The organism is Desulfobaculum xiamenense (genome assembly GCF_011927665.1).
GTDB lineage: Bacteria > Desulfobacterota > Desulfovibrionia > Desulfovibrionales > Desulfovibrionaceae > Desulfobaculum > Desulfobaculum xiamenense.
On sequence record NZ_JAATJA010000001.1, the window covers coordinates 1,233,909 to 1,256,517 of the forward strand.

At 64.4% G+C, this 22,609-nt stretch carries 21 protein-coding genes and 2 tRNA genes; 14 read left to right on the forward strand and 9 right to left on the reverse strand.

Annotated elements, in window-relative coordinates; genetic code table 11:
• The first annotated feature begins 19 nt into the window (after positions 1–19).
• From GGQ74_RS05620 to GGQ74_RS05645, 6 genes are all read left to right on the forward strand, one after another.
• Positions 20–385 (forward strand): molybdenum cofactor biosynthesis protein MoaE, encoded by a 366-nt coding sequence (locus tag GGQ74_RS05620; RefSeq protein WP_167940524.1) that lies wholly within the window; start codon positions 20–22, stop codon positions 383–385.
• A gap of 125 nt (positions 386–510) precedes the next feature.
• On the forward strand, positions 511–1,611 hold the full coding sequence (locus GGQ74_RS05625; RefSeq protein WP_167940525.1) for a glycosyltransferase family 4 protein: 1,101 nt from the start codon (positions 511–513) through the stop codon (positions 1,609–1,611).
• On the forward strand, positions 1,608–2,720 hold the full coding sequence (locus GGQ74_RS05630; protein ID WP_342448581.1) for a glycosyltransferase family 4 protein: 1,113 nt from the start codon (positions 1,608–1,610) through the stop codon (positions 2,718–2,720). The genes GGQ74_RS05625 and GGQ74_RS05630 overlap by 4 nt, the downstream gene beginning before the upstream one ends.
• Positions 2,721–2,985: 265 nt before the next feature.
• Positions 2,986–5,091, forward strand: coding sequence for a hypothetical protein (locus GGQ74_RS05635; RefSeq protein ID WP_167940526.1), 2,106 nt, complete (start codon positions 2,986–2,988; stop codon positions 5,089–5,091).
• 10 nt (positions 5,092–5,101) lie between these two features.
• On the forward strand, positions 5,102–6,319 hold the full coding sequence (locus tag GGQ74_RS05640; protein WP_167940527.1) for an LPP20 family lipoprotein: 1,218 nt from the start codon (positions 5,102–5,104) through the stop codon (positions 6,317–6,319).
• A 6-nt stretch (positions 6,320–6,325) separates the two neighbouring features.
• Positions 6,326–7,072 carry a UPF0280 family protein gene (locus GGQ74_RS05645; protein WP_167940528.1) on the forward strand — a complete coding sequence of 249 codons (747 nt, stop codon included), beginning with the start codon at positions 6,326–6,328 and terminating at the stop codon, positions 7,070–7,072.
• A 101-nt stretch (positions 7,073–7,173) separates the two neighbouring features.
• Here GGQ74_RS05645 and glpB read toward each other — a convergent pair whose 3' ends face one another.
• From glpB to GGQ74_RS05660, 3 genes are all read right to left on the reverse strand, one after another.
• Positions 7,174–8,460, reverse strand: a complete 1,287-nt coding sequence (gene glpB, locus GGQ74_RS05650) for a glycerol-3-phosphate dehydrogenase subunit GlpB (RefSeq protein ID WP_167940529.1) — start codon at positions 8,458–8,460, stop codon at positions 7,174–7,176.
• A 4-nt stretch (positions 8,461–8,464) separates the two neighbouring features.
• Positions 8,465–10,030, reverse strand: coding sequence for an anaerobic glycerol-3-phosphate dehydrogenase subunit GlpA (gene glpA, locus GGQ74_RS05655; protein ID WP_167940530.1), 1,566 nt, complete (start codon positions 10,028–10,030; stop codon positions 8,465–8,467).
• A gap of 134 nt (positions 10,031–10,164) precedes the next feature.
• Positions 10,165–11,349 (reverse strand): aminotransferase-like domain-containing protein, encoded by a 1,185-nt coding sequence (locus tag GGQ74_RS05660; RefSeq protein ID WP_167940531.1) that lies wholly within the window; start codon positions 11,347–11,349, stop codon positions 10,165–10,167.
• A 564-nt stretch (positions 11,350–11,913) separates the two neighbouring features.
• Between GGQ74_RS05660 and GGQ74_RS05665 the strand changes: the two genes are divergently transcribed.
• The gene (locus tag GGQ74_RS05665) at positions 11,914–12,360 is read left to right on the forward strand and encodes a MarR family transcriptional regulator (RefSeq protein WP_167940532.1); all 447 of its coding nucleotides are present in this window, start codon (positions 11,914–11,916) and stop codon (positions 12,358–12,360) included.
• 6 nt (positions 12,361–12,366) lie between these two features.
• Complete coding sequence (locus tag GGQ74_RS05670) at positions 12,367–13,170, forward strand: substrate-binding periplasmic protein (RefSeq protein WP_167940533.1); 804 nt, start codon at positions 12,367–12,369, stop codon at positions 13,168–13,170.
• 85 nt (positions 13,171–13,255) lie between these two features.
• Here GGQ74_RS05670 and GGQ74_RS05675 read toward each other — a convergent pair whose 3' ends face one another.
• Positions 13,256–14,500 carry an HD domain-containing protein gene (locus GGQ74_RS05675; RefSeq protein WP_167940534.1) on the reverse strand — a complete coding sequence of 415 codons (1,245 nt, stop codon included), beginning with the start codon at positions 14,498–14,500 and terminating at the stop codon, positions 13,256–13,258.
• A gap of 244 nt (positions 14,501–14,744) precedes the next feature.
• Here GGQ74_RS05675 and rplM point away from each other — a divergent pair, with 244 nt between their 5' ends.
• From rplM to GGQ74_RS05690, 3 genes are all read left to right on the forward strand, one after another.
• Positions 14,745–15,173, forward strand: a complete 429-nt coding sequence (gene rplM / locus GGQ74_RS05680; protein WP_167940535.1) for a 50S ribosomal protein L13 — start codon at positions 14,745–14,747, stop codon at positions 15,171–15,173.
• A gap of 27 nt (positions 15,174–15,200) precedes the next feature.
• The gene (gene rpsI, locus GGQ74_RS05685) at positions 15,201–15,596 is read left to right on the forward strand and encodes a 30S ribosomal protein S9 (protein WP_167940536.1); all 396 of its coding nucleotides are present in this window, start codon (positions 15,201–15,203) and stop codon (positions 15,594–15,596) included.
• A 110-nt stretch (positions 15,597–15,706) separates the two neighbouring features.
• A complete protein-coding gene (locus GGQ74_RS05690; RefSeq protein WP_167940537.1) occupies positions 15,707–16,975 on the forward strand; it encodes a radical SAM family protein in 1,269 nt (422 codons plus the stop codon).
• A gap of 395 nt (positions 16,976–17,370) precedes the next feature.
• On the opposite strand, the gene GGQ74_RS05695 is transcribed toward GGQ74_RS05690, so the two are convergent.
• Both GGQ74_RS05695 and purM read right to left on the reverse strand, forming a co-directional pair.
• Positions 17,371–17,447: transfer RNA gene (locus tag GGQ74_RS05695), tRNA-Trp, on the reverse strand.
• Positions 17,448–17,491: 44 nt separating this feature from the next.
• On the reverse strand, positions 17,492–18,553 hold the full coding sequence (purM, locus tag GGQ74_RS05700; RefSeq protein ID WP_167940538.1) for a phosphoribosylformylglycinamidine cyclo-ligase: 1,062 nt from the start codon (positions 18,551–18,553) through the stop codon (positions 17,492–17,494).
• A 93-nt stretch (positions 18,554–18,646) separates the two neighbouring features.
• On the opposite strand from purM, the gene GGQ74_RS05705 reads away from it, so the two are divergent.
• The 3 genes from GGQ74_RS05705 to GGQ74_RS05715 all read left to right on the forward strand — a co-directional run bounded on the left by GGQ74_RS05705 (position 18,647) and on the right by GGQ74_RS05715 (position 20,238).
• Positions 18,647–18,958, forward strand: a complete 312-nt coding sequence (locus GGQ74_RS05705; RefSeq protein WP_167940539.1) for a hypothetical protein — start codon at positions 18,647–18,649, stop codon at positions 18,956–18,958.
• Between the two features lie 13 nt (positions 18,959–18,971).
• Positions 18,972–19,979, forward strand: a complete 1,008-nt coding sequence (gene amrS / locus GGQ74_RS05710; RefSeq protein WP_167940540.1) for an AmmeMemoRadiSam system radical SAM enzyme — start codon at positions 18,972–18,974, stop codon at positions 19,977–19,979.
• Positions 19,980–20,161: 182 nt separating this feature from the next.
• Positions 20,162–20,238: transfer RNA gene (locus tag GGQ74_RS05715), tRNA-Pro, on the forward strand.
• 104 nt (positions 20,239–20,342) lie between these two features.
• Here GGQ74_RS05715 and GGQ74_RS05720 read toward each other — a convergent pair.
• From GGQ74_RS05720 to GGQ74_RS05730, 3 genes are all read right to left on the reverse strand, one after another.
• Entirely contained in the window at positions 20,343–20,864 is a 522-nt protein-coding gene (locus tag GGQ74_RS05720; protein ID WP_167940541.1) for a hypothetical protein, read from the reverse strand.
• A 63-nt stretch (positions 20,865–20,927) separates the two neighbouring features.
• Positions 20,928–21,146, reverse strand: a complete 219-nt coding sequence (locus tag GGQ74_RS05725; RefSeq protein WP_167940542.1) for a hypothetical protein — start codon at positions 21,144–21,146, stop codon at positions 20,928–20,930.
• A gap of 8 nt (positions 21,147–21,154) precedes the next feature.
• On the reverse strand, positions 21,155–22,603 hold the full coding sequence (locus tag GGQ74_RS05730) for a hypothetical protein (protein WP_167939502.1): 1,449 nt from the start codon (positions 22,601–22,603) through the stop codon (positions 21,155–21,157).
• Positions 22,604–22,609 lie beyond the last annotated feature (6 nt).

Sequence of the window (22,609 nt, forward strand, 5' to 3'; positions counted from 1 at the left end):
ACCCATCAAGATACACACCATGGACATCACCAGGACCATCGCCGAACTGAAGAAGGACCCCGAATTCGCCAAAAACGTCGGAATGCTGTTGTGCCACAATGGCGTCGTTCGCGCCACCTCCCGCGCCGACGGCGCGGAGGTCACCGGCGTCACCGTGCAGGCCGATCAGGCAATGATCGACGCCCTGTGCGCCGAGTACGAACAGCGCCCCGGCATCTGGAAGTGCCTCGCAGAGGGCCGCTCCGGCTGCCTCAAGCCCGGGGACGACCTCCTGTTCATCATCGTGGCGGGCGACTTCCGCGAAAACGTCAAGACCACGTTGGCCGAACTTCTGGACCGCATCAAGTCCGAAGCAGTCAAAAAAACGGAAGATTGCGTCCGCTAGGGCCAATTGCCGCGCCTTCGGAAGGCCCGCGCAATCCATCATCCGCCGGGGCGTCGAAGCTCTGACGCTCCGGCGGGGTGCATCCAGCCTCTTGCAATTTATATGCAATATCCGTACTAGGCCACATGCGCATCATTCAAGTGGTCAATGTCCGGTGGTTCAACGCCACCTCATGGTACGCCCTGTTCCTCAGCCGACTACTGATGGACGCGGGGCACGAGGTTCTCGTCCTCGCCCTCGACGGCACGGAAACCCACGCCAAGGCCCTCGCATGGGGCCTACCCGTGCGGACCATGCCGCTCAACACCGCCAACCCGCTGACCATCACCCGCCTGATGCGCGACATCTCGCGCCTTGTCGACGAGTTCCGGCCGGACGTGGTCAACTGCCACCGTGGCGAATCCTTCGTGCTGTGGGGCCTCCTGCGCACGCTGAGCAGCCGCTTCCGCCTCGTACGAACCCGTGGCGACCAGCGCCTGCCGCGCAACAACATGCCCAACCGCTGGCTGCACGCCACCTGCGCCGACGCCGTCGTGTCCACAAACTCCGTCATGCATCGGCATTTCCTGAATACCTTCGGCATCCCCGAAAAGCGCCTGCACCTCATCCTCGGCGGCGTGGACCGCGACGTCTTCGCCTTCACGCAGAAAGGGCGCATGACCGTGCGCGACAGGTACGGATTCGACAATTCGCACCACGTCATCGGCCTGCTCGGCCGCTTCGACGAGGTCAAGGGACAGCGCGAGCTTATCGAGGCCGTGGCCGCCGCACGCAAGGCAGGCGCACAACATCTGCGGCTCATGCTCATCGGCTTCGAGACCGCGACCAGCGAGGCCGAGGTTCGCGGATGGATCGGCCATGCCGAGGTGGACGACATCACCGTCATCACCGGCAAATGCCCCGACGTGGCCGCCTGCATCTCGGCCTGCGACGTGGGCGTGGTCGCCTCCAAGTGGTCCGAGACCATCGCCCGCGCGGCGCTGGAGTTCATGTCCTGCGGCGTGCCCCTCGTCGGCACCACCGTTGGTGTCATGCCGGACCTCCTTGACGACGAAGCCATGTTCCCGCCCGCAGACGTGCCCGCGCTGGCGGCCATGCTCACCCGCACGGCCACGGACGCGGACTTCCTTTCGCGCATCGCCGCTCGGCAGGCCGAACGCATCGCCACCCTCTCGGGCCGCGATTTCCTCGAACGCACGCTGGCCGTGTACGGAGGCGAATCGTGAGCGCGCGCATCGCCATCATGCTGCCCAAGCTCTCCACCTACGGCGGCGCCGAGGGCTTTTCCCTGCGGCTGGCCACGGCGCTGGCCACAGCCGGGCACGATGTAGAATTCATCTGCGCACGGCAGGAGACGCCCGCTCCCGAGGGCGTACGCCCGGTCATCGTGGGCCGTCCGCCACTGACGCGCGCCTGCAAGATCGCATGGTACGCCTATGCGGCCGAACGCGCACGCAAACGCGGCGGCTACGACCTCAGCTTTTCCATGGGCAAGACCATCGCGCAGGACGTGCTGCGCATGAGCGGTGGCCCGCTGTCCGTATTCTGGCGGCTGTCGCAGCGGGCGTGGGCACCGGGCCTTCCGCGTACTTGGAAGATGACCCGCAGACGACTGTCCCCGGCCAACATGCTCATCCGCTCGCTGGAGGAAACGTCGCTCGCCAACCAGCGCGTCTGCGTCACGGTGTCCCACCGCGTGCGGGACTGGCTACTGGAGGCCCACCCGTGGCTGGCCCAGCGCGATCTGCGCGTCATCTACAACAAGCCGGACCTCTCACGCTTCTCGCCGCCAAGCGAAGACGAACGCCGCACCCTGCGCCGCTCCTACGGCCTCGCCGACGGCGACGTCGCCATTTCCTTCGCGGGCACAAATTTCGCGCTCAAGGGCCTCGGCACGCTGACCTCGGCGTTGTCCATGCTGCCGCCGAACTTCCGGCTGCTCGTGGCTGGCGGGCGTCACCCCGGCCGCTTCGGGCGGCTGGCCGAAGACCTCGGCGTTGCAGGGCGCATCACCCACCTCGGCCGCGTGGACGACATGCCGTCGTTGTACCGCGCAAGCGACATCTTCTGCCTGCCCTCGTTCTACGATACGTGCTCCAACGCCGTGCTCGAAGCGCTGGCCAGCGGCACGCGGGTCATCTCCACCCGCGACAACGGCTCCAGCCACTTCCTGCCCGAGCGCCACGTACTGGCCGACTCCGCCGACGCGCACACCCTCGCGGCCATGCTTGAAGCCACAAGCGCCGAGGAACGCCCCGGCCCCTTCCAGTGGCCCACTGACGTAGAGGCGGGCATAGAACCCTACCTCGACCTCGTGCGCGAACTCACCGCATGAATCAGCGGCCCGGCCGGACATTCCGACCGGGCCGCCGTCGTTTGCATCCCACTCTTTTCTTCGGCGAAACCTCCCGCAGCGCTGGCACGCCTCGCATTTTCCGCCACACCGTCGTCTTTCCCACGCTTCGACACCGCACGCGAACGCGCATTGCGCCACAGCCCCCTGTCATGGCATACTTCCAGCCATTCAGGGACGAATCTTGCATTCATCCACACGCACGCGAATCACGCCAGAGCGTCCGGACAACACGGAGAACGCACCAATGCCCCTTTCCCGCACGCCACTGTGCATCGTCCTTGCCCTTTTCGCTGTCGCAGTTCTGTGCTCCTGCGGCGGCAAGCGCCACGTTGAGCGCTCGGCCGGGCCGATCACGGACACGCCGTTCACGATCTTCAACGGCGAATACGAGAACACAAACGCCATGCTCCAGTCTCCGCCGCGCTCCGTGGCGGTGCTGCCGTTCTCGGGCGGCGGCGGCGCGTGGGATACCCTCCCCCGCGAGGACGACCCGCGCGTGGTAGTGCGTCAGGGCATGTATCGGCACCTCGCCGCGCTCCCCTACCGCGACGCCGAACTGCACGAGGTGGACGAACGCCTCGCCAACGCGGGCTTCACATCGGATGACGAAATCCTGACCGCGCTGGAGCAGTCCCCCCGCAGAATCGGGGCGGCACTCGGCGTGGACGCGGTGGTCACCGGCGAGGTCACGCACTTCGACCGTGCCTACGCGGGCCTCGTCTCGCAGGTCTCTGTGGGCTGCACGGCCCGCATGGTCCGCCTGTCCGACGGCAAACTGCTGTGGCAGGCCAGCCACGTCAGCCGCGAGTTCGGCGGCGGCGTCTCCATCTCCCCCGTGGGACTGGTGATGGGGGCATTCTCCTCGCTATGGAACCTGCGCGGGGTGCAGCTTCTGCGCGAAACGGACGAACTGTTCCGCGAAATGGTGGCCACCATCGCCGTGCCGGAATCCCCGCTGGCCGTGCGCTCCCGCCCGCCGGACATTGAGCTGTTCGCCGTCCCCGGTGCGGAACACACCTTCCGCGACGGCGAGCCGATCACCTTTCGGCTGGTTGGCGAACCGAAATGCAGCGCCTACGCGAGCCTCGGCAGCCTACAGGCCTCCATCCCCATGCATCCCGTCCCCGCGACGCAGCGGCAGATTTTGCGTGGACAACTCCTAAGCGCCGTGCGCGACAGGCAACGCGCCGCAGACATGGAGCCGACGCCGGAACTGCTGGCGGACGCCCTCGAACACATCGACGCACTGGAAATCTACGAAGGCGTCTGGCTCCCCGATTCCGGCATCGAAACGCGCGGCGTCACCGCGCGGGGCTACCTGCTCGACGCGCGCGGCGCGCAGGCCGTGGCCGTGGCCGCCATGCGCGTGGCCGTCGATACCGCAGCGCCGCAGCCCCCGCAGGACCTCCACGCCGAGCCGCTGCCGCAGGGCGCGTCCCTGCGCTGGGCGGCGTCGAACTCCACGGACACCGCCTCCTACGAGGTCTGGGCCAGCAGACAGGGACAAACCGGCTTCGAACCCGTGGCCAGCGTTACGGATACGACCGCCGTGATCCGGGGCCTCGCCGACTTCGTCCCCGCGTTTCTGCGCGTGCGCGCCGTGGACTCCGCCGGAAACGTTAGCGGCTACAGCCCTCCAGTGCGCACCATCCCCGAACCGCAGCCCGGCATCATCGACGCGGCGGCGACCTCGCCGGACCTCGGCGGTAGCGTCTCCGGCCTGCTGTTCCTGCCTGCGGAGCGCGGCCCCTACAGCGTCACGGCCCCCCTCGTCGTGGAAAAGGGAGCCGCCCTACACATCGGCCCCGGCGCACTGGTGCGCTTCGCCCCGGACACGGGCCTCACCGTGCGCGGCACCCTCGCCACCCACGGCACGCAGGACGCTCCGGTATTTCTCGTCCCCAACAGCACCTCGGCACGCCCCGGAACATGGGCGGGCGTCAGCCTCGACGGGGCGGAAGGCGTCCGCATGTCCGCAACGCGCATCCTTGGCGCGACAACAGGCCTGAACGTGCGTGACTGCGCTCCGGACATCGAGGCGCTCACCGTCCGCGCATCAAGTCAGGCCGGAATTCTGCTGCGCGAGGGCGCAAGGCCGTCCATCACCTGCTCCCTCATCCGGGGCAACGGCGGCATGGGCGGACTGGTGGTCGAAGGAACGGGCGTTGCCCCGCGCATCACCTCCACGGTGTTCGACGGCAACACGCCCTTCGACGTGCAGAGCTTCACCCCGCTGGACATCGACCTGTCCGGAAACCACTTCACGGCAGACCCCGCGACAAGCGTCCTCGGCCGCGTGCGCACCTCACCCGCGCTGGACGCCCCGCCGGACGCCTGCCCAAACAACTGACGGAATCGCCATGATGTACCGACGCCCCATCCTCATCCTGTTCGTCATCGCGACGCTAGCCCTCGCGGCCCTGCCCTGCGCCGCCGACGACGCATACGAGAGCGTGGGAAGCGTCGGCTACATCGACTGGACGCGCCAACGCGCCATCGCCTCGGGCACGGGCTTCCCGCCCCCCGGCCTGCGCGACCCCGCACGCGCCCACGCCGCCGCACGCCGCGCCGCCGTGCTCGACGCACGCCGCAACCTGCTGGAGGTCGTCCGGCAGGTACGCATCGACTCTTCGACGCTCGTGGAAAATCTCATCACGACGAGCGACACCGTGCAGGCAAGCGTAACCGGAGCCTTACGCGGTTCGGAAATCGAATCGGAACGGCCCCTCCCGGACGGCGGCGTCACGGTGACCGTGGGCATGGCGCTCACCGGCGAACTGGCCCGAGAACTCATGGCCGCCGCGCCCGTTGCCCCGACCTCGTCACCATCGGCCACCACTCCCACCCTGCAGGAGCGCTACGCATCCGACCGGCTCGCCGCCGCCGACCAGCGCATGGCCGTCCTCGACGCACGCATCCGCGACCTCGAAGGCCAACTGGCCAGCCTTACCCGCGAACTCCACTTCGCGCGCCAATCTGCCCAAACGCCAACACGCCCCGCCCCAACGCCAAACACGCAGGACGCGACACAACGCGCGCTGGCAGAGCTGTCCCGGCGACTCCGTGCGCTTGAGGCACGGCAGTCCACCCCCCCGGAGCAGACGGCCGTTCCCGCATCCTCGCCGCATCCTGCAGCGTCGAACCCGACGTCCCAGCCTTCGCCCAGCCACGCGCTCGCGGCATCGAATCCAGCCCCATCCGCCGCCCCAGCGCCCGCCCCAACACCCGCTCCGGAAACGCTGGCGCAAGTCCAAAACGCTTCTGGCCTCGTCATCGACGCGCGCGGGACAAACTTTCGCCCATCCCTCAAGCCGCGCCTGACGCATGGCGGCGAAGTGCTCTTCCCCGGTCCCGGCGCGGACTTCGACACGGCGGTGAGTTCCGGCTTCGTACGCTACTACCGCGACATCACCGAGGCCCAGCGGGCCGAACGCGCCGGATCTTCACCGCTGACCCTCGCCGCACGCGGCAACGGATCGGACCTCGAACTCGACGACGAATCCGCCGCCGCCCTGCGCCACCTGCTGCGTTCCCCGTCCAACATCCTTGACCGGTGCCGGGTGGTCGTGGTCTTCTAGCCCGCCATGACACACGCCATCCATACCGCCTCCCACCGCGCCTACCGTTCCGGCGTCCGCCCCCGCGACGGCGAAACCGCCTTCCAGACCGTCATCGAGGAAACCGACCTCTACATCGTTGCCGCATCGGACCTTTCGCGGCAGACCATGGACGCCGTGCGCGAGCTACGCGGCCAACTCAAGGCGTGGTTCGCCCTCCAGCCGGAATTCGCAAGCAGTCTTATCCCCGTGGACGTTCCCGCCTCCGCGCCAGACATCATCCGCCGCATGGCCGAGGCCGCCCGCCCCTGCGGAGTCGGCCCCATGGCCGCCGTGGCAGGTACCGTGGCCCAGATGGTGGCCGAACGCCTCGCGCCGTTCAGCGCGGATGTGCTGGTGGAAAACGGCGGCGACCTGTACATGCGCTCCTCGCGCCCCCGCACCTGCGCCATCCTCGCCGACCCGGAAGGCGGGGCCTCCATCGGCCTGAATCTCAAGCCCGCAGACTTTCCGCTGTCGCTGTGCGCCTCGTCGGCCACCATCGGGCACTCCCTGAGCCTCGGACACGGCGACCTCGTCGTGGTCCGCTCACGCAGCGCCAGCCTCGCCGACGCGTCCGCCACGGCCCTGTGCAACATTATCCGTGATGGGCGCGACCTGCGCCACGTCACCGACGCCGCGCAGGCCCTGCATGCCCATGGTCTGGACGGCGTCTTCGCGCAGTGCGGATCGGCCATCGCCGTGTGGGGCGACATGGAACTCGTTGCCCTGTAATCCCCCCGCATTCTTCCTTCCCTTCCACAGGCCATAAAAAAAGAAGCCCCGGCGAACCGGGGCTTCCTGAAGAGCTTGTCAACAACTGGCGGCTTGCGCGTCTAGCGCTTTGCGGCCAGCGCCTCCACTGCGGTGAAGGCGGAGACCACGGACACGCCGCATCCACACTTCTCGCGCATCCAGTCCTGATGAGCGAGGATGGAGCCGCAGGCGTGGAGCCGCTCGAACAGCGGGCGGCCTTCGGCGTCCACGGGGCGGAAGCTGTCGTCCGTCTCCACACCGGCTCGGTTGACGGGGTGTCCCTCGGCGCGCAGGAAATCCGTTCCGTGCCACTCGTCCCGCTCGGCGGGCTGAACCACCGGCAGCTCGAACACGGTTTCGGAAATCTCGCGGCGTCCTGCGTAAAGACCGCCGCCAAGGAAACGACCCGTGGCGAGAATCACCGAACGAGCATGCACGGTGTATTCGACCTCGTTGAAGCCCACGCCAAGCACGAACTCGTCCGAAGCCTCGTCGAAACGCGCCGTCAGCACCTTCTTCTGGCGGAAGAGGGAAACGCCACGTCTGGTCACCTGCTCGTCGTAGGCTTCCTTGAGACGCAGCCCCGGAACGCTCGGCGGCAGCGAGGGAATCTCGAAGACCGGAACGCCAAGGCGCTCGCCCAGATCGTCCATGACCTCGCGCGTGCGGTAAATGCCAAGCACGGCGGGCAGGCCCACCGCTGCGGCGTCGCCCAGATGGGGACGGATGGCCGCGGCCAGCTCCTCGCGGTTTCCGGAGAATTCCAGAGCCTGCGCCAACTGCTGGGGATACAGCTCACCCGTTTCCTCGCAGCCGGGAAATTCGACCACCGCATGACGCAGACCGGGCCAGCGCTTGCCCTGCACTGTGGCGAGAAGGCGGGGGCTGAAGCCCTTGAGTCCACGAAAGCCCACAAACAGGCAGGGCTTGCGGTCACGCGCGGCCTCCACTCCGGCCCACATGGATTCGGGCACGGCGTAGGTGCGCTTGAAGGTGCCCATGGCGGTCAGCACGTCGGTGTTCCGGTCGCCTGCGGTCCGATAGTCCAGCCCGGCTTCACGGAAGAAACCGATAAACTCGTCCATGGCTGCACGCACGCGCTCGACGGCGACATGCGCATAGGGATGACCGGGAATATCGGCGGCCACGGCCTGCACGGCCGCGAAGGGATCGGTCCAGAGATGTTTGCGGCTGACGGGATGCACGCCCATGACGTCCATCACGCCGCTGGTGTAGGCGGTCTCGCCCGTGACACCGGTCTGGGCCACGCGCAGGCCGCGGGAAACGGCGAAGACCGTTGCGGCCATGCCCGCCACGCCAGTGCCGACGACCATCAGGTCGCAATGCAGAATGTTGTTCTCGGACATGGCGCTACTCCTCCATCCCGTTGTCGTTGCCGAGTTCGAGGTCGAACAGGCCGCAGTGGATGGCCTCCTGAAGCTCGGCCTGGCTCATCTGCGGTCCCCAAAGGATGGAACGCTTGCCGCGCCAACGCTCGCCGATGAATTCGCGCAGGGCGTCGAGGCCTTCGTCGCCCTCGAACATGCCGCGCTCGTACATGTGGCCGGTCAGACGCATGCCGCAGGTGGAACCCTGACAGCTACCCTTGCCCACGCGGCTACGACGGCCAATGGCCTTCATACGCGGCGCTCCGCCGTCTGCGCTGAAGGAGTCGATAATCTGGTCCACGGCGGACACGGGCACCATCTCGCACTCGCACAGAAGCTGGTCATCGCGGTCGTGGCCCTTGAGCCAGATTTTGGGGGCGACGCCCGGCTCGGTCCAGCGGCATTCCGCCGCCTGCGGCAGGGGTTCGGTGCGTGTGAGGCACGGCGCGGTAACGCCAAGGCGCTCGCAGACGAGATTCGCGGTGCGCTCCGCCATGAGGCGATAGGTGGTCAGCTTGCCACTGGTGATGGTCACGAAATTTTCGAGTCCGTCCTCCTCGTGGCCAAGCAGCGTGAAGCCGCGGCTAACGGTGCGGTCGCTACCGCCCTTGCCGCTTTTCACCAGCGGGCGCACGCCTGCGTAGGCGCGCACGTAGCGCGTGGTCTCCAGCGAGGGGATAAGCCCCACCATCTGGTCGATGTTGCGGTCGACCTCGGCGATGGAGGGACGAATGTCGTCCAGCCTGTCCACGCGCACGGAGGTGGTGCCAAGGATGGACACCGTGCCGCCGGGCACGAGAATGTCGCCGTCTCCCGGAGGACGCAGACGGTTGATGACGCGCTTGGCCATGCGGGAGTGGGTGATGAGTAGCGTGCCCTTGGAATAGAGCATCTCGATGTGCCCGCCAGCCAGCGCGGCCATCTCTCCGGCCCACGCGCCGGCGGCGTTGACAATGACGTCGGCCTCCACGCGAACCTCGCGGCCCGTGCGGGTCTCCACGAGACGCGCGGCGGTGATGCGGCCGCCCTCGCGCTCGAAGCCCACCACGCGGGTACGGCGCAAGAAGCGGGAGCCGAGGGTCACGGCCTGGGCCATGTTGTCGAGGGACAGACGGAAAGGATCGACGGAGGCGTCCTCCACCTCCCATGCGGCAAAGACCCTGTCGGACAGCACAGGCTCCATTTCGCGGGCCTGCGCGGGTTCGAGAGGCGTCGCGCTCAGTCCGGCGCGGGCGCAGTAGGTGCCGAAGTCGGCCGCGTACTGCTCGTCGTCACCCTCGACGGCGGCGAAGATGCCGCCCGTATTCTCGATGCAGTGGGGCGCGAGGCGCTTGAGGATCAAGCCTTCTTCGCGGCACTCGGCCGCGGCCTCGGGGTCGCTGAAGACATAGCGGCCGCCGGAATGCAGCAGGCCGTGGTTGCCACCGGAGGCCCCGGCGTTGATGTCCCTTGCCTCGGCGAGCACGCAGTGCACGCCGCGCAGGGCGAGATCCCGGGCAATGCCGGTTCCCGTCACGCCGCCACCGATAATGAGTACCTGTGTGCGCACGAAATTCTCCTTTGACTTCCGCCTCGGCGTGCCTCCGCGACGGAGCGCGCCCCCGCCGGAGCGAGGGCGCACATTTCCATTGTAAATGATGCTTCCGCGGGCGGATATTGCGCGTCAGGCCGCCCCTGTCAACATCATTTTCCCGCGAGGTGTGCCTTGATGCACTCGCCGAGGCGCTTCATGCCCTCGTCGATCACCTCTTCGGATGCATTGGAGAAGTTGAGGCGCATGGTGTTGTCGCCCCCACCGTCCACATAGAACGGCTTTCCGGGCACGAAGGCCACCTTGCGTGCGATGGCGGCGTCGAACAGCTCCATGATCGGACGCTTCGTCGGCAGCTCCGCCCACAGGAACATGCCGCCCTCGGGACGAGTGACCTTGACCTCCTCGGGGAAGTAGGCCTCGGCGGCGGCGAGCATGGCGCGGCCCTGACGGCCGTAGCGCTCGCGGATGCGGGCGATGTGCTGATCGATGTCGTTGTCCATGAGGTAGCGGTACATGATGCGCTGGGCCACGGTGCCGGTGTGCAGGTCTGCGGCCTGCTTGGCGGTGACGAGGCTCTGGCGGATCTCGGGGCTGGTCGCGACCCAGCCGAGGCGGAAGCCCGGTGCGGCGATCTTGGAGAACGATCCCATGAGCATGCTATTCTCAGGACGCAGGCCGTAGAGCGGCGGCACGTTCTCGCCACGGAAGCGCAGTTCGCCGTAGGGATTGTCCTCGGCGAAAATGACGTCGGTACCCTTCAGGATGTCGGCCACGGCCTGCCGCTTCTCGCGGGTGTAGGTGAGGCCGGAGGGATTCTGGAAGCTGGTCACGGCGTAGAACAGGCGTGCGCCGTCCTTCACCGCGCGCTCAAGGGCGTCGAGGTCAGGGCCGTCGTCTTCGAGCGGCACGCCCACGAACTTCGGTCCGTACATGGAGAACGCCTGAATGGCACCCAGATAGCCCGGGGACTCCATGATGACCGTGTCGCCATTGTTGAGGAAAATCTTGCCCATGAGGTCGAGGCCCTGCTGGGAGCCGCTGGTGATGACGATGTCATCGGCGGTGACGTTCAGACCCTGCCGGTCGCGATAACGCGCGGCGATCCACTCGCGCAGGGGCTGGTAGCCCTCGGTGGTGGCGTACTGCAGGACGTGCGCGCCATCCTCGGTGATGACACGCGCGGCGGCCTCGGCAAAGGCCTCCACGGGGAACAGGTCGGGATTGGGAAGGCCACCGGCAAAGGAAATGATCGACGAATCCTGCGTGACCTTGAGAATTTCGCGAATGAACGACCTGGGCACGGACTCCATCCGCGCCGCGAATCTCAGCGACATTGGAAGAACCTCGTTTCGTTGCGGGTGAGAACGGAAATGTGTCTCTACGGACCGCAGGATGGACGCGCGCGGCAGGGCACAGCCTGCGCCAGCGCACGTGGCACACCACGGAGCGTGGAACGCGTCCGGCATCGCACCGATGCGGCCGTCTGGCCGCCCGGCGGACCACCGTCCGCGCATTTCACGATGTTGCGCCCGGGCGTAGCGCGGCAGGGCCATGTGTTGCGTATGGCCCAAACCTCCGCCGTTGCGTGCTTTTCCCGGCGCTCCTTCAGCTATGGCGATGATTCTAGTCAAACCCCTTCCGATTTCAACACATTTCGCTGACGTTCGCCGCAATCTTCCAGCGCGTCGCCGCAATCCCGCATCAGCATTCCTCGTGAACGTCCAGCCTTGTCATGTGTCCGGATATGCTGCACAGTGCTCGCGCATGCGGCCAGCGCCACGGCTCATCCGCCGCGAAACCCGCGCGGACACGCCATCGACGCAGGCCCGATCGGAGCATCACCCCACGGCCGCATCCCGCCGGGACAGTGGCCCCACCCCGAACAGGAGTGACGCCGGATGGACCGCACCGACACGCTGACCAGCCTGCTCGCCGAATTCCTCGGGCGCATCTCGTCGTGGGAGCACCACGCCGTGCGCGACGAGACGCTCACCCTGCCCCAGATGCATTGCATCGAAATTCTCGGCACACACGGTCCCATGCGGATGAAGGAGCTGGCCGAGCGAATGGGGGTGACCACCGGCACACTCACCGTGCTGGCCGACCGCATGCAGCGCAGGACCCTCGTCACACGCATGCAGCACGAAACGGACCGCCGCGGAGTCGTCCTTGCCGCCACGGACAAGGGACGCGCCGTCTTCGAGCACTGTCGCGAATTGCACAGCCAGCTCGTCGCCGACATGACGGCCGATTTCACCGACGAGGAAATGACCACCCTCTGCGGGCTGATGGCCCGCATGACAAACAGGCTGCGCCCTCAAGACGGCGCAGCGGGACACACGTAACGCCTCATGAGCACCCAGCCTCCCCTCACATCGAAACACATTGCCGCGCCGCCCGCACTGCGGGTACAGCTTCTCGTTCTCACGCTCCTCGCCGCCCTGATCTGCGCCGTACCAGCGCAGGCCACCGCGCGACTCAACGTCGTCTACACGGAATCCGCGCCATGGAGCATGTCCGTCAACGCAACGCCCTCGGGCATCGCCGTGGACATCCTGCGCGAGGCTGCCAAGCGTGCGGGCATAGGGCTCGACTTCGTCTCCACCCCGCCGCGCCAGCGCCTGCGCATGCTCGACTCCGGCAAGGCCGATCTCGCCATCGAGACCTTCACCGACAAGGGCCTCGAACGCCACGCCGACATGCTCACCCCGCCCTATCTGACCCGGCGGATATTCGTCATCTACTCCCTCGCCGAGCGCACGGGCGACTATCCCCGCTACGAAAAGCTGCGCTGGCATCAGGTGGCCGTGGTTCGCAACCGGACCTACTTCGACCCCTTCTACACGGACAGGACCATCTCCAAGACCTCCTGCCCCACCCTCGGCGACGCCTTCGCCCGCCTGCTGCGCCACGGCGTGCACGCCGTGGCCACCGAGGAATGCGAAGGCGGCTACTGGCTGGCCACGCATCAGAACCTCGCGCGGGACATCGCCCGCACCGGCATTTCCTACAACGAATACCGCCCGGTGCACTTCGCCCTGTCCCGCAAGTCGAAGAACGCCGACGCGGCGCAGGCCCTCGGCCCGGCGCTCATTTCCATGATTCAGGACGGCACCATCGCCGACATCCGCGCCCGCTATCTCATGGGCTATTGAATTCACCTCGATAACGCGAAAAGCCCCGGCCAACCGACGAACTCGGTGACCGGGGCTTTTTCTTTCGAAAATGGCGCGGCGTGGGCTAGTCGAAATCCGCCAGAATCGCGCCGATGTGCAGACCGTCGCCAAGGTCGGTCGTGGCGTGGCTACTCTTGATGCGCCACAGGGCGCCCTGCAACTGATCGGAAGATATGCCGTTTCGCAGGGCGGTATAGGCTTCGACGAAGGCGGCGAGGCTGTCGCATATCTTGATCATCTCGCCGTCCTTGGGATCGTGGGCCTCGTCATCGAACTGCGTGTAGAGGTCCTGCCGCGAGACCTTGCGTACGGCCTTGCCTTCGCACACCGTGGGCGCGAATTCCGAGCCGACCTCGATGCCGAGGAAGTATTCGAGCCGCTCGGCCACGTCGGCGCAGCCGCCTTCGCGCAAAGGACCGAACACGCGGCGTTCGAGTTCGCTGTCCTCATACTGCTTGATGAGGTCGGCGATGGGCTGGACGGACTGCTTGACCGGGGAGATAATGTCGCGCGTCAGCACCTCGGGCAGGTCGTGGAAGAGCGCCGCGAAGAAGTTGTTCACCCGCTGCGCCTCCCCCGCGCCGGCGACGACGCCGAAGAAATGCGCATAGGCCGCCACGGCGAACAGATGCCCGAGGACGGACGTTTCAGGCACGCGCGGCGTCTGCGACCAGCGGGTCTGGAAGCGCAGCTGCCCGCACAGGTGGGCAAAATGCCCAAGCGGCGTTTCAGGCCCCTTGATGAGATCGTTTACGCCGATCAGATCGGATCGCGCCTCAAGCTGCCGCATAAAGGACGCGTCAATCTCGTCGCGCTCCTCGTCCCACTCGCCAAGATTGCGGATGAGCGAGAACTCCCAGCGCGAGGCGTACAGGTGCGCGGCGTCGAGGATGGCGTCGGCGAGGTCGTCGCGCCGCGTCCCGGTCAGCCTCGCCTCCAGCCTGTTCCACAACTCGGGGCCAAGGGGTTGCAGGCGCGGCATGAGCTGCTCCAGCACCCACGCCGTGAGGCGCTGATAGTGCTCGGGATTGGCCTTGATTTGGTAGAAGACGGGCGGCTTGATATCGGTTATGATCAGACGATAGAGGTAGTCAAACAGTCCCCCCTCGATGATACGTAACCCAAGGGCGACGCGCTCCTCGGACGGCATCGACCGCGAATTCAGGACGTAGAGCGCCCACGCCACCATCATCTTGTGCCCCTGCTTATCCAGCTCGCACAGATTCATGGGCCGGAGCTTGTCGTTCCAGCGCTTCATGTAGGCGCCGGAAAAGACAAACTGCAAAAGGCTCTTGCGTATGCTCGCCATGCTGCCTCCAATACTTCGTTCATGTGTCCCGGCAACGGTAAGCCCCGGCCGGGCAAAGCTCAAGCCCCGGTATTCCCTTGGCAAAAAAAAGTTTGCAAAAGGGGCTTTTCAAACGGGTCGTGTTTGGGTATGTTTTCCGTCCCGTTACTGTTTTCGTCGCGCTGCCGGTGCAATTTTTTTCCGGTAGTGGTATAGAAACGACTTATGGCACTTCGTTCCGTCACGAGCGAGGAGAATACTGACAATGAAAACGTATAGCCCCAAGCCTGAGGACATTTCCCACGAGTGGTTCGTGGTCGATGCCGAAGACAAGATTCTGGGCCGTCTGGCAACCGAAATCTCTCGGCGTCTTCGCGGCAAGCACAAGGCTGAATTCGCTCCCCACGTCGACTGCGGCGACTTCATCGTCGTTGTCAATGCGGAGAAGATCAAGGTGACCGGCAACAAGCTGGACCAGAAGACGTACTACCGCCACACCGGTTACCCGGGCGGCCTCCGCGAGACCAGCCTGAAGGACATGCTGGACACCAAGCCCGAGGAAGTTATTCTCAAGGCTGTTCGTGGCATGCTGCCCAAGAATCGTCTTGGACGGGCCATCATCAAGAAGCTTAAAGTCTACGCTGGCCCTGAGCATCCGCATGCGTCTCAGCAGCCCAAGCCCCTGGACATCTAGTCCGGACAGCGAGGGAGAAAAAAAGATATGAGTCACGAATTCTACTACGGCACCGGAAAGAGGAAATCCGCTGTGGCCAGAACCCGTCTCTACGAGAATGGTTCCGGCCAGATTGTGGTCAACGGTCGTCCCTACGAGGACTATTTCCCGCGAGCCACTCTGCAGATGGTTATCCGTCAGCCCCTGAACCTGACCAAGCTGCTCGGCAAGTTCGACGTCAAGGTCAACGTCACCGGCGGCGGCCAGGCCGGTCAGGCTCAGGCCATCCGTCACGGCATTGCCCGTGCGCTTATGGAGTTCAACGGCGAACTCCGCGGCCCCCTCAAGAGGGCCGGCCTGATCACCCGCGACGCTCGCGTCAAGGAACGCAAGAAGTACGGTCAGCGCGCCGCTCGTGCCCGCTACCAGTACTCCAAGCGTTAGATCGGCCCCTACGCTTCGATTGCTCAAGGGCGAATTCGCTTTACACAGGCGAATTCGCCCTTTTGCTTATCCATTGCATACGCAAAACGCGACACAGAGGTCTTTTGCCCATGGCTCCCACCGTTCGCCCCAATCTGCTCTATGCAGACGAATCCGGCCAGATCTACGACCATCCCGGTCTACTCATGCTCACCCGCCGGGGTGACGAACTGGCGCTGCCCCGCCCGGACGAGATGACGCCGCTGCCTCCCGGTAGCGACGTCTTCCTGCTGCCCGGACGCAAGGCCATCGGTTTCGACGAGGAAACGGGCGAGGCCATCCAGTTGGAGGAAAACGCCGTAGCGGCCTTTGTCTGCCCGGCCTACACCGTCACCGGCGTTGCGGCATACGCCACGCAGGACGAAGCCCCCATCCTCCCGCTCATGGCCTACTCGGCCGTGGGCTACGCCAACGGCCGCTTCTGGGTCGCCGCCAAGAAAGTCGACGAGGATCGCCGCCAGATCTTCGAAGGCATCCCCAACGACCGCATCGAGAAGGGCGCGCAGAAGTGGCTGCGCAAGTTCCCGGACAACCGCCTCGTGGGCCATCTGGCCCGTTGCGCGCTGACCTTCTGCTGCCCGGCGGCCAAGAACCTCGCGCTGGGGCGCTTTGAGGCACCGCTGCCGACCTCGCAGGCCTGCAACGCCCGCTGCGTGGGCTGCATCTCCTATCAGCCGGAGGACTCCGGCTTCTGCTCGCCGCAGAACCGCATCGACTTCCGCCCCACGCCGCAGGAAGTCTGCGAGATCATGATGGAGCACAACCGGCACGAGAAGAAGCGCCCGGTGTACTCCTTCGGACAGGGCTGCGAAGGCGAACCGCTGACCGAAGCCAAGACCATCGCCAAGGCCATCGCCGCGTTCCGAGCGGCAGGCGGAGAGGGCACGGTGAACATCAACACCAACGCCAGCCTGCCCGAGACCATCGAGCCGCTGGCGAAGGCCGGTCTTAATTCCATCCGCGTGTCCATGAACAGCGCCAACCCGGCCCTGTATCAGGCCTACTACCGCCCGGCGGGCTACAGCGGCTTCGACGCCGTACGCAACACCGTCACCGAGGCCAAGCGCAACGGCCTGTTCGTCTCGCTGAACTACCTCTTCTTCCCTGGCGTGAACGACACAGAGGGCGAGCTGACCATGCTTCAGGACTTCGTCACCGACCTCAAGGTGGACTTCATCCAGCTCCGGAACCTGAACCTCGACCCCGAGTTGTACCTCGACCTCGCTAAGCCCTTCGTGCCCGGCCCGAGCATGGGCTTCACCAATTTCAAGAAGCGCCTGAAGAAAGCCGCGCCGTGGCTGAACTTCGGCTACTTCAATCCGTTCCTCGGCGGCGAATAACCGCGCGAAACGCACGCAAAAGGGCGGCCATCCCCACGGATGACCGCCCTTTTTTCGCGCCCGACATCGAGAATGGTCCGATGGCAGGCAAGCGCCACGTCGCGCACAGGGCCTAGCCGCCGCACGAACGCTGCCAGCGATGCTTCTGTCGCGCTAGCCGCCCTCTTCGGCGCTCTCGTCCGCATCCGCGGCAAGCGCCCTCCACCGCCCCACCAGAGACCAACTCGTGGCAAAGCCATGCTGGTCCGCTGACGACGCGCCGCGCCACGGAAAAGCCCACAGAATCAAGACGCCCCGCGCGGCGGGCACTCGGCTCAAGCCAGCCAAACCACACGCGCTGCGGCCTTCATCAACGCAAAAAGCCCCGATCCAGTGGATCGGGGCTTGATGTCTTGTGGCAGGCCAGGAGGGATTCGAACCCCCAGCATCCGGTTTTGGAGACCGGCGCTCTAGCCGTTAGAGCTACTGGCCTGCATTACGCAACCGCGAACGGGACCCGGCGAAAAGCCGCTTCCCTCAGCGCGCTTGGGGAAAATTAACGATAACCTGCTCTTTGTCAACCTTTTTTTGCGGAACAACTTCACCAATGAGCCAGGCCTTCTCGCCCATGCCGTTGGCGCGGCTGACAACGTCGTCGGCGATCTCCTCGGGAACGATGAGGATGTAGCCGATGCCGCAGTTGAAAATCTGAAGCATTTCGGGCCACCCCAGCTTGCCCTGCTCCTTGAGCCAGGAAAAGACGGGCAGGATGTCCCACGAGCCGAACTCGATCTGGGCCACCACGCCACGGGGCAGGATGCGCGGGATGTTGTCGTAGAAGCCGCCACCGGTAACGTGGCACATGCCCTTGATCTCCATGTCGCGCATAAGGCCACGGACCGTCTCCACGTAGATGCGCGTGGGGGTGAGCAGCACTTCGGCGGCAGTGGCGTCGGTTCCCGGGAAGATGTCGTCGCCCTTCAGTCCGGCCTCGTTGGCGAGCTTGCGCACCAGCGAGTATCCGTTGGAGTGGATACCGGACGAGGCAAGACCGATGATCTTGTCGCCGGGGCGGATGGAGGAACCGTCAACGATGTTGGCGTTGTCCACGACACCCACGCAGAAGCCGGAGAGGTCGTACTCGCCGGGAGCGTAGAAGTCGGGCATTTCGGCCGTCTCACCGCCGAGCAGCGCGCAGTGGCCCTGCTTGCAGCCTTCGACGATACCGGAAAGCACGGTCTCCGCAGTGGAGATGTCCAACTTGCCGGTCGCAAAATAATCGAGGAAAAACAGAGGCTTGGCACCCTGAACCAGAATGTCGTTGACACTCATGGCCACAAGATCGATACCGATGGTATCGTGTCTGCCATACTGGAAGGCCAGCTTGAGCTTGGTGCCTACGCCATCGGTAGAGGCGACCAGCACCGGACTTTCCATCGCATTGGTGTCCAGCTTGAAGAGTCCGCCAAATCCGCCGATATCCGTAACAACCCCGCCGGTGAAGGTCGAGGCGACCATGGACTTGATCCTCGAAACAAACTCGTTGCCGGCGCCAATATTGACACCAGCTTCCGTGTAGGCCTTTGCCCTGTCGGTCATGGGAAGTGCTCCTTGCGCTGAAAACGGCTTGCCGTCTTGGTCGGGAGTCGACTTATATGAGTTTCGGTACCGAAATTCAAGGGAGATTTTTTCATGATGCAATCCATGTGGTTCCGCAGAGGCGCAGGCACCACCGTCGCCGCGCTCGTCCTCACCCTTGCGCTTCTTCCCTCCGCAGGCCTGTGTGGCAATACGACGAAGGCGACACAATCTCCCCGGCAGGACAAGGTTTTCGGCACCATGGACGAAGGGATGCGCATGGGCAGGGATGAACGCACCGGGGACATGATCATGCGAGTGGAACCCGCGCCGCAGCCGGAGCAGCAGCAAACGCAGGACGTGCCGCTGGTCATCCAGCCAGAAATCAGCATCCCCGCGCCCGGCACACCGCCCCGCTCCAAATGAGCAAGGAGCCATCATGCGAGAAGCTCTGTTGTGGAAGGCCGTAAGCGGCCAGCGCGTCCAGTGCAGGCTATGCAGCCACTTCTGCATCATCGACGACGGCGCTCGCGGCACGTGCGGCGTACGCGAAAACCGTGGCGGTAGCCTATTCACGCTGGCCGACCGTATTGCCGCCCTGCATATCGACCCGGTGGAGAAAAAACCGCTCTTCCACTTCCTGCCGGGAACCGAGACGCTCTCCTTCGCCGCCATGGGCTGCAACTTCTCGTGCTCGTGGTGCCAGAACTACAGCCTCTCCCAGCCGCCGCGCACGGGGCAGTCCCCCGAGGGCCAGCCCGCCGAGCCGCAGGATCTGGTTGACGCCGCCCTGCGCAACGGATGCGCGAGCATATCATATACATATTCCGAACCGACGGTCTTCTTCGAAATCATGCTCGACACGGCCAAGCGCGCCACACAGCGCGGGCTGTACAACATCATGGTCTCCAACGGCTTCCAGAGTCCGCAATGCCTCGATGAACTCGCCCCGTACATCAACGCTGCCAACATCGACCTCAAGTCCTTCTCCGAGGCGACCTACCGCGACCACTGCAAGGCCCGTCTCGCGCCGGTGCTCGACAATCTCCGCCACATGATGCAACTCGGCTGGTGGGTGGAAATCACGACGCTCGTCATCCCGGCCCTCAACGACTCCGACACCGAGCTGACCGACATCGCGAGCTTCATCGCCAAGGAACTCGGCCCGGACGTGCCATGGCACATCTCGCGCTTTCATCCGGACTTCACAATGCACGACCGCGCACCCACCCCGGTGACGACGCTGGAGCGAGCGGCCGCCATCGGTCGCGCGGCTGGGTTGCACTACGTCTACACGGGCAACGTCCCCGGGCATTCGGGCGAGAACACAGTCTGCCCGTCCTGCGGCGCAACGGCCATCGCACGGCGAGGCTTCACACTCCTCTCTGACCCGCCGCACGACACCTGCCCCGAATGCGGCGCACATATCCCCGGCGTCTTCGAATAACGCCCAACCTCGCGAGGACGACAATCATCTCCTTGCGTTGCCGAATCTTTTCCAGTAGGAGATTCACCCATCACGGGGCGTGGCGCAGTCTGGAAGCGCGCCTGCTTTGGGAGCAGGATGTGGTCTACGACTGACAAGGGTTCCCGTGGGGTCTGATACACAGGCCAGTACACATGAATGATCGGGGCGTGGCGCAGTCTGGTAGCGCGCGTGCTTTGGGAGCACGATGCCGGGGGTTCGAATCCCTTCGCCCCGACCACAAGAAATCGAACGGGTCGCGAGCATTGCTCGCGACCCGTTTTTTCGTTTGCGAATCTACGCACAACACACAACAAATTCACATTCAATTTCAGATCAAACGCTCTATATCTCGTTTCCAGACCATATATTTTTTAGCAGCTTACACATGTCGCCATCGTCAATACTGCAGTCAGCTCGCAGCAGACGTGCAATTTCAAATGCAATTATCCCAAGTCTGCGACACTCCTTTGAATAGAGCTCCACGGAGTCAGGGACACCACATATTTCATTCTCGACATATATTTTATGCTGCACAAACATCAAATCATTCTTGAATGTCAGAACACTCTCTGCACGTTCTTTCGATAACGATTGCCAATTGATATTTATTGGAAACATATCTACACTTGGCAAATCAAGACAGAGGCGACCGATGGCACCAAATGAAGCCAAGTAATCTTCATTACAATGTTCCATATTGGAACACGCTATCGAAAATCTCTCAAAAAAAAGATACAAAGTCATACACGCATAGAGCTTATCTTTATTCAAAGACTTTTTTTCATTCCTCCACTGCAAAGCATAAACAAGCCCCCCTGAAAGCAAAGCAGCTAGGAAGGCTGTCAAAAAATCTTTCCAAGACATTCCCACCTCTCTTTCCCCGTCGCGTTGACAAAACTCAGCTCATTTTCCAGAAGTACCCAAAGATTACATCAATGTTTCTTGACTGCCCACCCCTTCTCCCGCACGAATGTCGCGCTCGAACTCTGCCGAGCGGCTCTCCAGATGGGCCACAATGGCGACCTCGTCGTCCGCCAATTCCGCAGGGACGTCGCCGCAGCGCCACACGTGGCCGTTGATCGAAAATTCCACATGCAGCCGATCCCCGTCCGGCCGCTGCCGCACGTCAATAATGGTCACTGTCATGGTTCCTCCTATCCGAGTTGCACGGCCATATACTGGAAGGCCACGACATCGAGAGTATTCGTCCCGCTCGCGTTACTATCGTGCTGGATGTCGCCGTTCGCATCGCAGGACGCCCACCCGCAGAATAGACTTGCAGCGTCGTTGGTTCTCCCCGCGAGGCAATTCACGTAGCTGCTCGCGGTATTGGCCCCTCGCAGCGCGAGAGCGATGTTTCCCGTTCCGGAGCTGCCCGAATCGCGGCAGTTGGTGTAGATGTGCAAGGCCCGAGCATTGGCAGGGATGCGCCCATGAGAATCCCCCTCGACATTCAAGGCCGCCCAGTTCCCAGGACTGAAGGTCTTCCCGTGCAACCTGTCGCTCGTGACTGGCGCTGCAAGCCAGACGATCTCATCCAGTACAGGCTGATACCGCCCCGCCCCGAGCGAGGACGCCAACGCGAGCATGGGACAGCACGCGCTGACCGTGCCCGACGACTGACTCAAGAAAAACCCGGCGCACACGCGCGTGCTGGTTTGCGCAATAGGTCGTGTCATCTCAAGCCACTCCCAGCCGCCACCACCGGAATGATAAGGGCTGTACGCCATTCCTGCTGAATCAAGCACAAACAACCGCGCATGGTTCGCCACCCCCGTCCTCACCCATGCGCCGAGAACAACATTCTGCCCCCGGCAATGTTGCGGCAGCACATCCGTATTCAGCACCTCCCCGGCTGCCAAGGGCGTCATGATCACCCCATAGAGCGCGTTGCCCGTCACATCCTTACGCGTGCGCTCGACGGTCAGCGTATTGCTCTTGGCCCAGCCATCCAGCGCGTTGGAGTTCGCCTCGGCGCAATGCGGGACCATCTCGTACGCCGAACAGGTGCCGCTGGAGACATTGGAGTCGATGGTAAAACTGACATTCGGCGTAACCGCCGTCACCTCGAAGGCCTGTCCCACGAGGTCGCCGGTGATGAAGTGGACAAGATCGCCCACCACGATGTCACGGGTGTTGGCCGTGGTGCATACGCCATTGGTCACGCCCTCCACCATGCTGAGCGGACCGCCAAAGGTCTTGGCTGTCGCGCGGCTCCACACGCCGAAACCCGAGTTGGTGAGCAGGTTCTGTAACCGAACGCGCCCGTCGAGCACGTAACGGTTCGCGGCTGGGGTAACGGCCCGCGTGGCATCCGTCCCGGCAAGAACTTCGGCGTTGGTGGCCAATTCCACGACGCCTGGCGAATCCGTGGTGGCCACCTTGCTGGACTGCATCAGCCAGCGCCCAGTGCCCCCCGCATCGTCCGGCGCGATGACCTCCGGACTGCTCTCCGCCGCGCTTGATGCCGCGTTGTAGAGGAAGGCGTAATGGACACCGCCGGAATCGACGAACGCCTTATCGCCATCGGCGAGTTGGGCGGCGGAGATGCCGTCCAGCGCCATGCCCCCGCCTGTCAGCGCACTCCTGTTGAAAATCTGCATGTCGTT

What these genes read in the sequence shown, in the direction of transcription:
- GGQ74_RS05620 (WP_167940524.1), top strand. Translation starts at nt 20, where the DNA reads ATGGACATCACCAGGACCATCGCCGAACTGAAGAAGGACCCCGAATTC.
- GGQ74_RS05625 (WP_167940525.1), top strand. Translation starts at nt 511, where the DNA reads ATGCGCATCATTCAAGTGGTCAATGTCCGGTGGTTCAACGCCACCTCA.
- GGQ74_RS05635 (WP_167940526.1), top strand. Translation starts at nt 2,986, where the DNA reads ATGCCCCTTTCCCGCACGCCACTGTGCATCGTCCTTGCCCTTTTCGCT.
- GGQ74_RS05640 (WP_167940527.1), top strand. Translation starts at nt 5,102, where the DNA reads ATGATGTACCGACGCCCCATCCTCATCCTGTTCGTCATCGCGACGCTA.
- GGQ74_RS05645 (WP_167940528.1), top strand. Translation starts at nt 6,326, where the DNA reads ATGACACACGCCATCCATACCGCCTCCCACCGCGCCTACCGTTCCGGC.
- glpB (WP_167940529.1), bottom strand. Translation starts at nt 8,460, where the DNA reads ATGTCCGAGAACAACATTCTGCATTGCGACCTGATGGTCGTCGGCACT.
- GGQ74_RS05660 (WP_167940531.1), bottom strand. Translation starts at nt 11,349, where the DNA reads ATGTCGCTGAGATTCGCGGCGCGGATGGAGTCCGTGCCCAGGTCGTTC.
- GGQ74_RS05665 (WP_167940532.1), top strand. Translation starts at nt 11,914, where the DNA reads ATGGACCGCACCGACACGCTGACCAGCCTGCTCGCCGAATTCCTCGGG.
- GGQ74_RS05670 (WP_167940533.1), top strand. Translation starts at nt 12,367, where the DNA reads ATGAGCACCCAGCCTCCCCTCACATCGAAACACATTGCCGCGCCGCCC.
- GGQ74_RS05675 (WP_167940534.1), bottom strand. Translation starts at nt 14,500, where the DNA reads ATGGCGAGCATACGCAAGAGCCTTTTGCAGTTTGTCTTTTCCGGCGCC.
- rplM (WP_167940535.1), top strand. Translation starts at nt 14,745, where the DNA reads ATGAAAACGTATAGCCCCAAGCCTGAGGACATTTCCCACGAGTGGTTC.
- rpsI (WP_167940536.1), top strand. Translation starts at nt 15,201, where the DNA reads ATGAGTCACGAATTCTACTACGGCACCGGAAAGAGGAAATCCGCTGTG.
- GGQ74_RS05690 (WP_167940537.1), top strand. Translation starts at nt 15,707, where the DNA reads ATGGCTCCCACCGTTCGCCCCAATCTGCTCTATGCAGACGAATCCGGC.
- purM (WP_167940538.1), bottom strand. Translation starts at nt 18,553, where the DNA reads ATGACCGACAGGGCAAAGGCCTACACGGAAGCTGGTGTCAATATTGGC.
- GGQ74_RS05705 (WP_167940539.1), top strand. Translation starts at nt 18,647, where the DNA reads ATGATGCAATCCATGTGGTTCCGCAGAGGCGCAGGCACCACCGTCGCC.
- amrS (WP_167940540.1), top strand. Translation starts at nt 18,972, where the DNA reads ATGCGAGAAGCTCTGTTGTGGAAGGCCGTAAGCGGCCAGCGCGTCCAG.
- GGQ74_RS05720 (WP_167940541.1), bottom strand. Translation starts at nt 20,864, where the DNA reads ATGTCTTGGAAAGATTTTTTGACAGCCTTCCTAGCTGCTTTGCTTTCA.
- GGQ74_RS05725 (WP_167940542.1), bottom strand. Translation starts at nt 21,146, where the DNA reads ATGACAGTGACCATTATTGACGTGCGGCAGCGGCCGGACGGGGATCGG.
- GGQ74_RS05730 (WP_167939502.1), bottom strand. Translation starts at nt 22,603, where the DNA reads ATGCAGATTTTCAACAGGAGTGCGCTGACAGGCGGGGGCATGGCGCTG.